The 14,168-nt window shown below is 46.5% G+C and carries 12 protein-coding genes; 5 read left to right on the top strand and 7 right to left on the bottom strand.

The window, feature by feature from the left end; all coding sequences use genetic code 11:
* Positions 1-28: 28 nt before the first annotated feature.
* The 6 genes from L3Q72_RS15280 to idnD form a co-directional block, all read right to left on the bottom strand.
* A complete protein-coding gene (locus L3Q72_RS15280; RefSeq protein WP_275133025.1) occupies positions 29-661 on the bottom strand; it encodes a bifunctional 4-hydroxy-2-oxoglutarate aldolase/2-dehydro-3-deoxy-phosphogluconate aldolase in 633 nt (210 codons plus the stop codon).
* A gap of 7 nt (positions 662-668) precedes the next feature.
* Positions 669-2,003, bottom strand: a complete 1,335-nt coding sequence (locus L3Q72_RS15275) for a TRAP transporter large permease subunit (RefSeq protein ID WP_275133024.1) — start codon at positions 2,001-2,003, stop codon at positions 669-671.
* Positions 1,996-2,616: a TRAP transporter small permease gene (locus L3Q72_RS15270; protein WP_275133023.1), complete on the bottom strand. Its 621-nt coding sequence runs from the start codon at positions 2,614-2,616 to the stop codon at positions 1,996-1,998. Before L3Q72_RS15270 ends, L3Q72_RS15275 begins: the two co-directional genes overlap by 8 nt.
* A 78-nt stretch (positions 2,617-2,694) precedes the next feature.
* Positions 2,695-3,702, bottom strand: a complete 1,008-nt coding sequence (locus L3Q72_RS15265; RefSeq protein ID WP_275133022.1) for a TRAP transporter substrate-binding protein — start codon at positions 3,700-3,702, stop codon at positions 2,695-2,697.
* A gap of 47 nt (positions 3,703-3,749) precedes the next feature.
* On the bottom strand, positions 3,750-4,514 hold the full coding sequence (gene idnO / locus L3Q72_RS15260; RefSeq protein WP_275133021.1) for a gluconate 5-dehydrogenase: 765 nt from the start codon (positions 4,512-4,514) through the stop codon (positions 3,750-3,752).
* 1 nt (position 4,515) lies between these two features.
* Positions 4,516-5,526, bottom strand: coding sequence for an L-idonate 5-dehydrogenase (gene idnD, locus L3Q72_RS15255; RefSeq protein ID WP_275133020.1), 1,011 nt, complete (start codon positions 5,524-5,526; stop codon positions 4,516-4,518).
* Positions 5,527-5,647: 121 nt separating this feature from the next.
* Between idnD and L3Q72_RS15250 the strand changes: the two genes are divergently transcribed.
* Genes L3Q72_RS15250 through L3Q72_RS15235 form a run of 4 tightly spaced genes read left to right on the top strand, consistent with a single transcriptional unit; the run spans position 5,648 to position 9,700 of the window.
* A complete protein-coding gene (locus L3Q72_RS15250; protein ID WP_275133019.1) occupies positions 5,648-6,181 on the top strand; it encodes a gluconokinase in 534 nt (177 codons plus the stop codon).
* Entirely contained in the window at positions 6,174-7,919 is a 1,746-nt protein-coding gene (locus L3Q72_RS15245) for a dihydroxy-acid dehydratase (protein WP_275133018.1), read from the top strand. The genes L3Q72_RS15250 and L3Q72_RS15245 overlap by 8 nt, the downstream gene beginning before the upstream one ends.
* A gap of 56 nt (positions 7,920-7,975) precedes the next feature.
* On the top strand, positions 7,976-8,974 hold the full coding sequence (locus L3Q72_RS15240) for a LacI family DNA-binding transcriptional regulator (RefSeq protein ID WP_275133017.1): 999 nt from the start codon (positions 7,976-7,978) through the stop codon (positions 8,972-8,974).
* 57 nt (positions 8,975-9,031) lie between these two features.
* Entirely contained in the window at positions 9,032-9,700 is a 669-nt protein-coding gene (locus L3Q72_RS15235; RefSeq protein WP_275133016.1) for an HAD-IA family hydrolase, read from the top strand.
* 484 nt (positions 9,701-10,184) lie between these two features.
* Here the strand turns inward: L3Q72_RS15235 and torS are convergent, their stop codons facing one another.
* On the bottom strand, positions 10,185-13,085 hold the full coding sequence (gene torS / locus L3Q72_RS15230; protein WP_275133015.1) for a TMAO reductase system sensor histidine kinase/response regulator TorS: 2,901 nt from the start codon (positions 13,083-13,085) through the stop codon (positions 10,185-10,187).
* 90 nt (positions 13,086-13,175) lie between these two features.
* On the opposite strand from torS, the gene torT reads away from it, so the two are divergent.
* Positions 13,176-14,153, top strand: a complete 978-nt coding sequence (gene torT, locus L3Q72_RS15225) for a TMAO reductase system periplasmic protein TorT (protein ID WP_275133781.1) — start codon at positions 13,176-13,178, stop codon at positions 14,151-14,153.
* The last annotated feature ends 15 nt before the right edge of the window (positions 14,154-14,168 follow it).

Below are 14,168 nucleotides of genomic sequence, written 5' to 3'. Positions count from 1 at the left end.
AAGGCTCTCTAGCCTCGCAATTAAGTGGTTAGTCCGGCTTTATCAACTTGACCACATCCTTAACCAGGGTATTAATTGTATTCCAGTCACCTGCATTTATCAGCTTCTTATCCACCATCCAGGAGCCCCCACAAGCTGCAACAGGCTCAAGTGCCAGGTAATCTCGGATATTCTTCTCAGAGATCCCTCCGGTAGGCATCACCTTCAGCATTGAATACGGCCCGAGCAGAGCCTTAAGCATAGGTATTCCTCCGGCCGCTTCTGCGGGGAAGAATTTCACCAGTTGGATGCCATAGTTCAGGGCTAGTTCAATGTCAGATGGTCTGCTTACGCCCGGAATGATCTCCACGTCGTGTTTAATGCACGCCTCAATGGTCCGGGTGTTAATACCGGGGGAGACGATAAAGTCGACGCCTGCGTTTTTAGCGGCAACCACCTGTGTCTCATCCAGTACAGTACCTGCGCCAATTAACATCTGCGGGTGCGCGTCTCGGAGCTTCTTGATGGCACCTTCAGCAGCAGCAGAGCGAAAGGTAATCTCGGCGACAGGAAGGCCGTTTTCAACCAGAATATCCCCTAACGGCAGAATGTCTTCCGGCTTATCTATCACGATGACAGGCACGACCTTGTACCCAGATAGTTTTTTCGTTAAATCAGACATTTTGACCTCAAAGCAGTGCGGTTACAAGTTCCGGATAAACCAGAAGGGTGGCCAGCACAATAAGCTGCATGGTGATGAACGGCCATACGGATTTAAAGATATCTGTTAGCTCGATGCCTTTCGGCGCGACACTCTTAAGATAAAATGCTGCCGGTCCAAATGGCGGGCTAAGGAAGGATACCTGCATATTTACACAAAACAGCACACCAAACCAGACAGGGTCAAAACCGAGAGTCACAATGATAGGTACAAAGATTGGCATGGTGAGCATGGCAACACCGATCCAGTCGAGAAACATACCCAGTACCAGCAGTACGCCCATCATGATCAGGATAGTGACAATCGGTGGTGCATCCAGACCGACAAACATATCTGAAATATACTTATCACCACCCATCAGGTTGTATACACCTATAATCATTGTTGCACCAATACCAACCCAGATAATCATGCCTACGGTTTTGATAGTGTGCTTCAGAGCGTCCGCGACGATGGCTTTGCTTAGTTCTTTTCGGTGCCAGGCAGCCAAAATAACACCTACAACACCGACACAAGCCGATTCAGTCACCGATGCAACACCCCCGTAGATACTACCCAGTATCCAGCCAGCAATAGCTACCGGGATGGCAATATCCATGGCGATCTTTTTCTTGTCTTCCCGAGTCAGGTTATCCAGCTCACTCTGATCCATTGCCGGACCATATTCAGGGCGGATCTTACACAGCACAAAGATGTAGATCATGTAAAGCCCGGAAAGCAGCAAGGCTGCAGGAACAGAGGCCAGAAACAAGTCACCAATAGAGACGTTCGCAGTCATACCGTAAATGATAAGCACAATACTTGGAGGAACCATTGTTCCGAGCGCACCACCCGCTACAACAGTACCGATGGCCAGGTTTTTGTTGTAACCGAGTCTCAGCATCTGAGGCAAGGCAAGCATTCCCAACAATACAGTTTCACCACCGATAATGCCTGACATTGAGGCCAGCAACACAGCTACGACCATACTTTGCAAAGCAACACCACCACGCATTCGGCCAGCAATAACCCGCATAGCGTTGTAGAGATCTTTTGCAATTCCGGTTTTATCCAGCATGGTTGCCATTAATACAAACATAGGCACGGCAACAAAGGTGTAGGATGAGGTAAAGTCCGTAACCCTGGAGGCAACCATTTGCATAATGCTGGTAGTATCAAACCACAGATAAGATGATGATAAGGCAACCAGGCCGGTAAGGAAACCGAGTGGCATACCAATAAACAACAGGAAAATCATGGCGATAAAAATAAACGCAGTTGCCATTCCAATCCCTACTGTACCAATACCTATTACACTAAGCATTGTTACCTCCGTCCTTTACTAGTTTACTGTTTGTTTCACCATTTTGATTGTTTTCGTTAGCAGGTTCGGCGCTACCGCCGTCGATGAACTCATGCTTTATCAGCTTTTCGCGCAGAAGGATATGACGATAAAGGTGCAGAATACTGAGTAATAAGATGGCAATACATGTAAATAGGAAGAAACCTTTATTCAACGCTGGAAAAGGCGTATCCAGAACCGTACCAGAGGTCTGCATTTTAAATTTGCCGAACGGGGATATAAATGCGTCTCTTGTTGTACAGTACGAGCCATAAGTTAGCATGGAGATAAACAGTAGCATCAGTAGCTCAACAATTAACTCCAGAAACCACTGTGTCTTTTTACTGAAACTCTGGCGAATAAACTCCATACGGATGTGTCTGTTGTCCGCATAGCAGGCAACACCACCATATAAAAGCGCGATACTGACGATAAAGGTTGTTGTTTCATGCACCCAGGTCGTCGGGCTGTTAAATATGTAACGCATTACAACCTCAAAAAAACCGATGGCAACAACAATAAAAAACAAAACTGAAACCCACTCTCCGATTTTAATGAAGAACTTATCAATCTTATCTATATGGTTTAAATTCATTATTAAATCTCCACTCTCTAGTGAGTAGCGGCTGGGCCGCTACTCACTAAGGTAATGATTAGTCGAAAAATAATTACCTTATAGCATTCCCTGGGTACCCAGGAAATCAAGCAGAGTATCGTAGTACATCTTGCCGATTTCAGAGTCATCAGCAATTTCTTTCCAGATTTCTTTCGCGTACTTTCTTACTTTTTCTTTTTCTTCGATACTCCAGGCAACAGGTGTCACGCCGTCTTTAAGCGCTTCGCCATAAGCGATCTGATCTTCATAATGTGCCTGAAGCAGCGAATCCATCGCCATCCCCTTGAAGTGGTTGAGCAGGAATGTCTGATCATTTTCAGACAACGCATTCCACTTTTTAAGGTTCATCACAGTATGTACAGCTGGTGAGGAGTGGATACCTGGGTAGATAGGGTATTTTGCGATGTCATGCACGCCCTGTTTCTGGTTATTCGCAAGAGTAGAAAAGTCCGCTGCGTCGATAATGCCTTTTTCAAGTGCAGTGTAAATTTCAGAGCCTGGTAGGCCAACTGGTGCTGCACCCATGCGAGCGAACAGTTTCTGAATCGGGCCAGATGGTGCTCTCATTTTGACACCCTTAAAGTCTTCTACCTTTTCCATCTTGATTTTTGATGGCAGAGACTCTGCACCGGTTACGGATACACCAATGAGTTTTGCACCATAGGCTTGGAAAACTTTATCAACAACTTCAAAGCCACCGCCATAGTAGTAGAACTTCAGAATATCTTCATCGCTATTCCAGGCGGAAATAGTATCACCAATCAGTCCGAAGCCCGGATCTTCACCGGAGTACATTGCCGCTGTGGCCACCGCGCCATCGATAATATTATTTCGAACACCGGTCAGCATATCGGATGACTTCAATACGGCATCCAGAGGGAGCAGGTCAATATGGATACGGCCGTTAGATGATGCTTCCGCACTATCAGCCCATTTTTTCTGAATGGTATAAACTTGTTCACCAGTGAAGTTAGAACTCTGGAACTTTAAGTTAATATCAGCAGCCAGCGCCGAACCAGCAAGGAGCAGGGAAGAAAGAGTAAGGGTAAGTTGTTTAATTTTCATAGTGTACCTTCACATAAATAGGTATATAGGTTATTGGAGTAGTACAGTTAAACAGCAGCCAGCATTCCGCCGTCTACAAATAACAGGTGGCCGTTTACAAAATCAGAAGCAGGAGCTGACAGATAAACGGCAGCACCAATCAACTCTTCTGGATTTCCCCAGCGGTTAGCAGGGGTTCTGTTACACAGCCACTCTGTAAATTCCTGGTTATCAACCAGAGGCTTGGTTAATTCAGTAATAAAGTATCCCGGAGCGATTCCGTTGACCTGAATGTTGTGTCTGGCCAGCTCAACACAGCCGCCGCGCGTCAGCATTTTTACCGCACCTTTTGAAGCGGCATACGGGGTAATGGTGTCACGGCCCAGTTCGCTCTGCATTGAACCGATATTGATGATTTTGCCGCGCTTTCTTTTCACCATATGTTTGCCGACTTCCTGCATCATCAGAAATACGGCTTTCTGGTTTACCCGGATAACGTCATCCCAGTCTTTTTCAGGAAACTCAAGGAAAGGATGACGGCGCTGGATGCCAGCATTGTTAACCAGGATATCGATTTCACCCAACTTCTCTTCGATATGGGTAACCGAGGTTTCAATCTCACCTTTATTGGTTACATCAAAAGCAACGCCATGCGCTTTGTAGCCCATATCCAACAATTCCTGAGCGGCTTTGTCAGCTCTTTCCTGTGTGATGTCATTGACTATAATCGTCGCACCGTGTTCTGCCAGCCCTTTTGCCAGAAGATTTCCTATACCCTGAGCAGAGCCAGTCACCAGTGCCAGCTTGCCTGTTAGATCAAATAAGTTTTTCATTTTAGTCCTCAAATGATAATTGAACTTTCATTGCCAAAGTTTTATCTTCGGCCAGTTTTAAAGCATCCAGGATTTCCATATACGGAAACACTTTTGTCAGCAGTGGAAGAGGGTTTACCTTGCCTTTTTCTAACCATCTGACTGATGTTTCAAATTCACTTACAAAGCGGAATGTGCCTCGCACGTTGATCTCTTTCGCCAGGCATTTTGTTAGCGGGAAATCCACCATTCCCGGTCTCATGCCAACGAGGACTAGTGAGCCTGCGGCCTTTGTCATATCGATACAGGAATGAAAGGCCGGTACTGCGCCTGACGCTTCAAAGGAAACATCAAAGTAGCCTTTGTCGGCACTGTACTTAGATGACACTTCGTCAACTGGTGAGTAGGTATTGTCTGCACCCATTTCCTGGGCGATGTTCCTGCATCGTTCAGTCAGATCGGATCCGACTATTTCACTGGCTCCCGCAGCACGGCATGCGGCTATGATTAAGCAACCGATAGGGCCGCACCCAGTAACCAGTACCTTTTTCCCCAGAACACCACCACTCTGGTTAACCGCATGGATTGCAACGGCCAGAGGTTCTGCAAACGCCATCACGTCTTCACTTACAGAGTCATCGTACGGAACCAGTTGGTCTTCTCTGACCTTGACATACTCTGCAAAACCGCCGTTCACATGAGGATTGCGCATCGCACTGCCAAAAAACTCCATATCAATACACTGATTTGATTTTCCGTCCAGGCAGTACGAGCATTTGCCGCATGGGCGGCTCGGGTTAACAGCCACACTCTGACCAGTTTCTGCAATGCGGCCTATCACTTCATGACCAAGTGTCATAGGGTGCTGAAGCTTAAAATCACCAATGCCACCATGCTGGTAGTAGTGAATATCGGAGCCGCATATTCCACCCCGGGTGACCTTTACCAGCGTTTCACCGGCTGCAACCTCCAGTGAAGTACTTTCAATATTTACCTGGTGCTCCCCAGATACTTTTATCGCTTTCACTTCCATCTTAATTCCTGCTGAAATCTGTTTGAGCTAAATCTTATTAATCATGGCAACCGCTTGCCATATTAGGTTTAGATCGGTTATATTTGAAGCATTAGTTAACAAAAATGTGAGATAGGCCAAAATGAAAAACAAAAAGATATTCTTTGTGATGGGGGTCTCAGGATGTGGTAAGAGTAGTGTTGGTGAGAGTATATCGACAATAAAATCATATAGATATGCTGATGCTGATGACTATCACCCGCCCGAAAATGTTGCTAAGATGCGAAACAGCATTCCACTGACTGATAATGACAGATTACCCTGGTTAAAGACACTAAACGAATTGGCAACCGGGTGCATTAAGTCTAATGAGGCATTGGTTGTTGCCTGTTCCTGTTTAAAACCTGAATATCGGCAGATACTGCAGCAAAGTATTAAAGATTATGTAGTATTTATCTACCTGAAAGGTTCTTTTGAGATAATAAGCGAGCGAATGAAAAATCGGGGAGGACACTACTTTAATGGTGATGAAATGCTGATGAGTCAGTTTGATGTGCTTGTTGAACCTACAAACGATGAGCAGATCGATTATGTAGAGGTTTCCATCGACGACAGTGATATAGATGGTGTAGTTGACCGTGCGCTTGACGTGCTAAGTGAGGCAAATTATGTGTAACCAGCAACTAAAGAAAATCACAGAATCACTGAAAAAGCGCAGTGTGGTATACAGAGAAAAATACCTCTCGCGTCTGAAAGAGATTAAGAGTCATCAACTTTCCACACACTCTATTGAACCAAGCAACGCTGCTCACGTCCTTGCTGCTATTGATACAGACAGGCGTACAATTATGCGTCAGAAGTCCAGTTTTACTCTGGGAATCATCAGTTCATATAATGAAATGGTATCGGCGCATGCCCCCTATGCTCATTATCCAGACAAGATTAAGTCGTTCAGTGCTGAACTGGGGCACAGCGCAGTATTTATCGGAGGGGTGCCTGCCATTTGTGACGGTGTTGTGCAGGGGTATCAGGGTATGGAGTTGTCACTGATGAGCCGGGATATCATCGCAATGTCAACCGCGATCCCTCTCTCCTGCTCAACTGCAGACCGGGTAGTACTGTTGGGGACCTGCGACAAGATTGTTCCGGGGATGTTGATTGGCGCCCTATCTAGAGGTCATATTCCGGCCTGCTTCCTGCCTTCCGGCCCGATGGCAACCGGGATAAGCAACTCAGAGAAATCGAAAGCCCGGCAAGATTTCCATAACGGTAAAATAACCACAGAACAACTGCTTGATACAGAGTGCAAGTGTTATCACAGTGAGGGCACCTGCTCGTTTTACGGAACCGCGAATACTAATCAGGTTATGCTGGAGTCGCTCGGGTTGCAACCGGTTGACAGCGGACTAAGTAAAGCTTGTGACGGGAAGTCAGAAGTGATAAAAGAAGTGGTTGAGGGCATACTTAGTGAAAGTGCATTACCTTTGTACGAACTGATTACAGAAGAGTCAATTATCAATGCATGTGTTGTCTGGCTGGCAACCGGTGGCTCAACCAATCACACTCTGCATCTTGTGGCGATAGCAAGAGCGGCCGGGATCGATTTATGTTGGGAAGATATCGACAAACTCTCTGCCATCGTCCCTCTCTTAGCTAAGGTTTATCCTAACGGTTTTGCTGATGTGAATCAGTTTCATGATGCTGGTGGGGTATCAGCCGTTATGGCTGAGTTACTGCGAGCTGGGTTGTTACATGGTAATGCTCCATGTTACAACGGTGAAACCATCTCCGTCCAGGTGTTTAGTGCTGAACGCCCTGTAACGGACAGAAACATTATCGCTACGACAGAGCAGCCATTTGATTTTGTCGGAGGGATCAAACTGCTTAAGGGCAATCTTGGCCAGGGGATCATGAAAACATCAGCTGTTGCAGAATCAAAACGTATCGTTAAAGCACCGGCTCGTGTATTTGACAGTCAGCAAGCGGTATATGATGCCTATCAGAATGATGAGCTTTGGCAGGATGTTGTTGTGGTGGTTAAAAATCAGGGCGCGGTCGCAAACGGTATGCCGGAATTGCATAAGTTAATTCCTTTACTGGGTAATATCTACGACAAAGGTTATCAGGTTGCACTAATTACAGACGGCCGCTTGTCCGGAGCTTCAGGAAAGGTTCCGGCGGTAGTACATGTGACTCCGGAAGCGCAAAAAGGAGGCTCCATCGGGCAAATCAAAGATGGTGAACTCGTTGAGGTTGATGGAATTAGTGGACTACTCAACAATGTTGAACAGACCGCTGAGAGTACAGAAATGCGTGGTTCCAAAAGCTGGGCAGACAGGGAGTTGTTTGATGTTTTGCGCTTGGCACTGGACCATCCTAGTAATGGGGCGATGAGCTGGGCCACACCTCAGTAAGGAAATAATAATGGAATGCACCTTTTAGGGTGCATTCTCTAATAAGATGGTGACAGATGAACAAAAGAACAACCATCTCAGATATTGCAGAATATTTGGGTATTAATAAATCAACGGTTTCTAGAGCGTTAAACAATCCCGGTCGGGTCTCTGCTGAAGTTCACGCTAAGGTTCAGGAGGCGTGTAAGGTTCTGCACTATATTCCTAATGTTGCGGCGAAAACGCTGGCTTCTTCTTCCAGCCGTTCTATCGTACTTATCGTACCAAGTTTTACCAACTCGGTGTTTTCAGAAATCATTAGCACTGCAAAGAAGAAGTGTGAAGATAGTGGCTACAATCTGCTTATTGGAGACTCGACCTATACCTTGATGGGTGAAGAAAAGGTAATAGAAAACTTCCTTCAGCATAATGTTGACGGATTTATCCTTACTGAAACCAATCATTCGTCCAAGTCCCGGACACTGATAAAAAATGCCGGCTTGCCGGTAATCGAAATAATGGATGTGCTCGATAACCCGACATTTAATGCCAACTTTGGTGTGGATCAGATTGCTGCAGCAACCGAGTTGACGGAATACCTGATAAACAAGGGGCGTAAAAACATCGCCTTCTGTTCCACCTGGCTTGACCGACGGGCACAACTCCGGAAAGAAGCTTGGGAAGCTACGATGGAAAAGCACGGATTGGAAAAGCACCGGTTTATCAATATCAAAGAACGGACATCTTTTCATAACGGAGCTCAGGCAATAGTGGAGATATTAAGCAACTGGCCGGAAACTGAAGCGGTGTTTTTTGTAAACGATGACCTCGCAGCCGGCGCCATCATGGAGTGTCAAAGATTGGAGGTAAAGGTAGGAGATGAACTAGATATCGTTGGTTTTAATGACCTTGACTTTGCTGAAGTGATTACCCCAAGGCTGACGACCATTCGCACTCCCAGGTTACAGATGGCGGCGCTGGCAGTAGAGTCTGTTATCGCATTGATTGAAGGAAAGAGTCTCGATAGCTCGCAGAAGGTATTACCTCACGAGCTGATGATACGGGAAAGTGCTTAATACAATTTACTCCGGATGCAGCGAATTACTCTGCTCTTATTTCAAAAGGCTAAGAGAATGAATAAAAGAAAGTCTGTCAAGTGCGTTATTTTTGACTGTGACGGTACCTTAATTGACAGTGAAAAGCTGTGCATACAGGCACAAGTAGATATTCTAGACTCTGCTGGTATACAGGTTGAGTACGACTGGCTCAAGAAAAACTACCAGGGTATGAAGATCGACTATATTTTGAGCAGCCTGATAGATAATGAAACCCTTCTTGAGGGTGAAGGACTAAAGCAATTAATTTCACGCTACCGCGTTCGATGCAACCAACTATTTACAGAGTTTCTAACTCCAATTGACGGTGTTAGAGAGGTACTTGAATCCTTGCTGCAAAACCAGATTGCTATCTGTATCGCATCTAATGCACCGCTTGAAAAAATGGAAGTTACCTTGCCGCTAACAGATCTGTACCACTTTTTTGAAGGACGGATATTCAGCGCCTTTGATGCTAATGTCTGGAAGCCGGATCCCGGCCTTATCCATTATGTAATGGATAAAATGTCTGTCTCTTCAGATGAGTGCTTATTTATCGATGACTCGCTTGTCGGTGTTGAGGCTGGTGTTAAGGCGGGAGTGAAAACACTCTACTTTGCTCATGCTACTCACGAAGACGAAGCGTTTGAAGAAGGGGATCAATTATACAAGGTAACTCAATTGAAGGACCTGCTGAGTTTTATTTAATGCAAATCAACTAAATATTAAATCGCCTATATTGATGAATTTATTTACGAGTACAACGAATCATATAGCTGCGTAACTTTGCATTTACTGAAGTACGCTTCATGAGCATGCTGGTGCTCATATGTCCTTTTCTTCCATATCAGGCACTGCGAACAGCGGTGCCTGATTGCGTTTTGGGATACCAGAAGTTATCCGATAGGTGGATTTAAGCCAGAGCGCGTAAGTCGCTTCGTCCATAGGTGAGCTATTCCTCCCAGCGAACTTGCATAATGATGCAGGCTTAAAGTTCTTGCTCGGAGCGCCTTCCATGAACACTTTTGGGAGAAATTGAGCACCGCCTTTCAACAGCCAGCTATTAGGAAATGTACGTTAAAACTCCGTGCTATGATCTGCACTGAGTAACGACTCTATCACGCAAAGGGGCAAAAATAAGATAGCACAATCTGTCAGGTCTGGTTAAATCGCTGTATCAGTCCTGATAGATTCAGTCCAGACTAATCCAGTTAAATTCTTCTTTCAGAACCTCAACCGACTCTGAAAGCACCGATTTCAGCTCTGCTTCTGTTTCACGATACTGCTCAAGCGGATGCTCAGCGCTTTCTGTCGCCAGACAGATCCGGAATACCTGTGTCATCCCCATAGATGCAGCCGATCCTTTTAGTTTATGGGCCAGTTTTTTCACCTCTGCGTTATCTTCCTGCTCAGAAGCCGCATCTAATCCCTGAAGAATAACAGCACTGCTTTCAATAAATAACGTCAGTAATTCCCTTATCTTCTTCTCTCCCAAAACCTCTCTGTCTGCTGTCAGCACGCTGATATCAACCATGGTTTCTGCATTCTCAGCCTGACTCTCCGGAAGCTGCTCCAGGATAAGTTCACGCCCTTCCAGACAAGCCTGAAGGGTATTTTTCAGCCGCTCCTTATCTAAAGGTTTCGGAATATAGGCATTGAACCCGGCGTTAAGGTAGTTCTCCACCTCTTCATTAAACACATGAGCGGAAACGGCAACAAAAGGAATCGTCTCCTGCTGCTTTTCCGCTTCAATGCCTTTTAACTGCTGCAGAAGCTCCACACCGTTGCAATCGGGCAGGTTAATATCAAGCAGAGCGATATCAAACTTACCCTGTGCAAAACGCTCTCTCGCGGAAGCGCCATCTTCGGCTATCACAACTTCATGCCCGTCCAGAGACAAAAAGCCTTCAGCCACCAGACAGTTAACCTGATTATCCTCAACCATCAGAATTCTCGCTTTGTAGTTCTTATCAGGCACCTTCTCCGAGATCTCGTCAGCCGGTTTTTCCGACTGCTGCAGCGGAATAGAAAACCAGAAGCGGCTTCCCTGCTCCGGCTCAGACTCCACGCCAATAACTCCGCCAAAAGCTTCAACAATCTTCTGACTGATCGCCAGCCCTAGCCCCGTACCTCCGACTTTGGCTTCCTCAGTACCCAACTGGGAAAAGACGTTAAACAGCTTGCCCATATCCTGCTCGCTGATGCCAATCCCGGTATCAGACACTTCATAGAGCATATGCCCTTCTCTTTCCGGATCCGGGCAGATATACAGGTCGATATCCCCGGATGAGGTAAATTTAATCGCATTTCCAAGCAGATTACTCAGTACCTGACCTATCCGGGTTGCATCGCCCAGCCAGTAACCCAGTGCGTCCTGCTCAATTTGCTTATGGAATCCCAGCCCCTTCTCATTTGCACGGCTTTCCAGAAGCTGAAAAATATCGTTAACCAGTTCAGAGACATTAAATGGCGCATACCGGATCTCAAGGTGCCCCGCTTCGATTTTGGAGTAATCCAGAACATCGTTCAGAATTGCCAGCAGGTTGGTACCACTGCGGTTAATCACATCCACATAGTGACTCTGCTGGGTATCCAGACGGGTGGATTTCAGCAATGACGCCGTCCCCAGAACGCCATTCATCGGCGTTCTTATCTCATGGCTCATGGTAGACAAGAAGGCGCTTTTCGCTCTGTTTGCCTGTTCCGCTTCGGTTCGGGCTTTGGCGTGCTGCTCTACCTCTTCGTTCAGTTTTTTGTTGGTTTTACGCAACTGCCTGGTTCGCTCCTCAACCGTATCCTCAAGTTGCGCTTTATGCTGCTCAAGCTCTCTTTTCGCCGTCGCTTCACTCTCAGCCACAATCTGGAGCTGTTTTGCCGTATCTCTGGCCGTGACAATCGCCCGTCCCATCTGGGCGATTTCATCTTTTCCTTTTACCTTGAGTTCAAAATCCACTTTTCCGTTGGCGATGGAGCGCAGCGCATCTGAATAGTTATGAAGCCTTTTCACCACAGAAAGATACACGATTCGCCAGATCGAATAACTGACACCAAGCAGCCCGGCAAGGGAAAGAATAATCAGTGTCCATTTCGCATACTGAAGTGTCTGAGTCACTTCCGAAACGGCATTGGCGGTCACCTCGTTGGATTCATCGATAAGCAGGTTAACCGTGGTATTCAGATTTTCGAACTCTTCAAGAGTCTGAGTTTTCAGCTTCTGTGCGCTCTGGTTGGTTGCGAACCTGTCATTAAGCAGGGTAAACACTCGCTGACGTTTTCTTAGCTCGGCTAAAAGAGCTGACATCTGCTCTGAGCGCGTCGGGTCCTCCACCGAACGCACCCGCTTTTCCATAATCTGCAGATTAGTATCAAATTCTGAGCTTATCTGCTGGATACGGTCAAAGTTGGTTACCGTCCTTGCTTCTTCGATATGCGCCAGGATCTGAAAAGCAAGAAGGTGAAGTTCATGAAGCCTCTCCGCCAGATCTAAATCCACTTCAACCAGCGTATCCAGAGCGTTAAATACCTTTTCTGACTCCTGCTTTTCCACCAGTTCATACAACTGGGTGATGTTTGCCACCGCAATGGTGCTGGTATTTCTCACCTGAGTTCTGGTGAGCTCTTCCAGTTCAACGGACAACTGGCGCATTTCCGTTACCAGGAGCGACAGTTCGTACTCCATTGCCAGTTTCTGCTGAACCGCCAGACCAAGCTGAGCAATGGTATCAATAATACTCTGAACGTTTTTCTCCAGCTCGCTCAGCAGGTCGCTATCGAAGGAATCACTTCCCAGCAACTGAATATGATTAAGTAAAATATCCAGTTGACTGAAAAGCAGCTGGCCCGACTCTCTTCTCTCGTTTTCGCTCTGCGCATTAGCAAGGATCTGCACAGAAGAGGTAATCTTTGAGCTGAGGCCGGCGACTTCACGGGCTTCAAGCATGGCAGGTATGGCCGAGTTCACCACCTTTCTTTCGGTTTTGGCAACAAAGGTAAAACCCGAAGTACCAATGGTTACAGCCACGATCAGCAGGCCCGCCATAGCAAAAAAGGCGAACATAAGTTTTCTGCCGATACTGGCGGGAGCTAACAACATAGACAATACCTGACAAGGAGACTTCTTTAATTGGAATCTATACGGTATATTTTGCAGTGTCTTTCCGATGAAACCAATGATCTCGTTGAAATGAATGTAAAAAGAGTGATAAATACCCTTTCCGCACTGGCTCTGGCCGTACTCAGCAGCCAGGCATATGCCTATGTCGGGCCTAAGGTTTGTACAATTTATCCTCACCTTAAGGATTCCTACTGGCTGTCGGTTAACTACGGTATGGTGGAAGAGGCCAGAAGCCATGGTTATAAGCTTAAGGTTCTTGAAGCCGGCGGATACCCAAACCTGAATAAACAGAGGCAGCAGCTTGTCGACTGCTATCACTGGGGAGCGGATGCCATTATTCTTGGAACGGTTGATCCAACCGGATACGTAAATCAAATCAATAAGCTGATTGGTGATACCCCTCTTTTTGCCACAGTCAACAGGCTGAGTGTCGGAATAAAAGACCGTCCTCAGTTTTACGGAGAAGTCGGTGTTGACTGGTACTGGATGGGCTACAATGCCGGGAAATATCTGGCTGACAAACACCCGGCCGGAAGCGGAACTGTCAAAGTAGCCAGACTGCTTGGCCCGCGCTATACGGGTGGCACTAAACCTGCGACACAGGGCTTTGATGATGCCATTGACGGCTCTGATGTACTCGTCGTCAGCAAATTCTGGGGCGATAACGACAAAGAGATCCAGCGAAACCTGGTGCAGAAAGTGCTGGAGCAGCCAGACATTGACTATATCGTCGGCGGGGCGGTTTCCATTGAAGCGGCGATTAGCGAGCTGAAAGGCCGTAAAGTAGGGCTGATTTCCACTTACTTAAGTCATGGTGTATACCGGGGACTACTGCGTAACAAAGTTCAGTTTGCCTCTACCGATAAAATGGTGCTGCAGGGAAGATATTCCATGCAGCAGGTCGCCAGCTATTTTGAAGATAACGCGTACGATCAGAAGCTGGGGCCTGTTATTGAACCCCTTACCCCGGAGAACGTACGTGAAGCAAGTATTGAAGATTCACTTTCACCCCTGGGTTACAGACCCATCTTCAGTGTAAATGAATAATATTAACAACGGACT

It is taken from the genome of Vibrio sp. JC009, from assembly GCF_029016485.1.
Lineage (GTDB): Bacteria > Pseudomonadota > Gammaproteobacteria > Enterobacterales > Vibrionaceae > Vibrio.
The sequence above is the reverse complement of the archived record's forward strand: the minus strand, read 5'-3'. Positions and strand labels throughout refer to the sequence as shown.

Coding starts and splice junctions, on each gene's coding strand:
- L3Q72_RS15280 (WP_275133025.1), bottom strand. CDS start 661: ATGTCTGATTTAACGAAAAAACTATCTGGGTACAAGGTCGTGCCTGTC.
- L3Q72_RS15270 (WP_275133023.1), bottom strand. CDS start 2,616: ATGAATTTAAACCATATAGATAAGATTGATAAGTTCTTCATTAAAATC.
- torS (WP_275133015.1), bottom strand. CDS start 13,085: ATGTTGTTAGCTCCCGCCAGTATCGGCAGAAAACTTATGTTCGCCTTT.
- L3Q72_RS15250 (WP_275133019.1), top strand. CDS start 5,648: ATGAAAAACAAAAAGATATTCTTTGTGATGGGGGTCTCAGGATGTGGT.
- L3Q72_RS15235 (WP_275133016.1), top strand. CDS start 9,032: ATGAATAAAAGAAAGTCTGTCAAGTGCGTTATTTTTGACTGTGACGGT.
- idnO (WP_275133021.1), bottom strand. CDS start 4,514: ATGAAAAACTTATTTGATCTAACAGGCAAGCTGGCACTGGTGACTGGC.
- L3Q72_RS15265 (WP_275133022.1), bottom strand. CDS start 3,702: ATGAAAATTAAACAACTTACCCTTACTCTTTCTTCCCTGCTCCTTGCT.
- L3Q72_RS15275 (WP_275133024.1), bottom strand. CDS start 2,003: ATGCTTAGTGTAATAGGTATTGGTACAGTAGGGATTGGAATGGCAACT.
- L3Q72_RS15245 (WP_275133018.1), top strand. CDS start 6,174: ATGTGTAACCAGCAACTAAAGAAAATCACAGAATCACTGAAAAAGCGC.
- L3Q72_RS15240 (WP_275133017.1), top strand. CDS start 7,976: ATGAACAAAAGAACAACCATCTCAGATATTGCAGAATATTTGGGTATT.
- idnD (WP_275133020.1), bottom strand. CDS start 5,526: ATGGAAGTGAAAGCGATAAAAGTATCTGGGGAGCACCAGGTAAATATT.
- torT (WP_275133781.1), top strand. CDS start 13,176: ATGAATGTAAAAAGAGTGATAAATACCCTTTCCGCACTGGCTCTGGCC.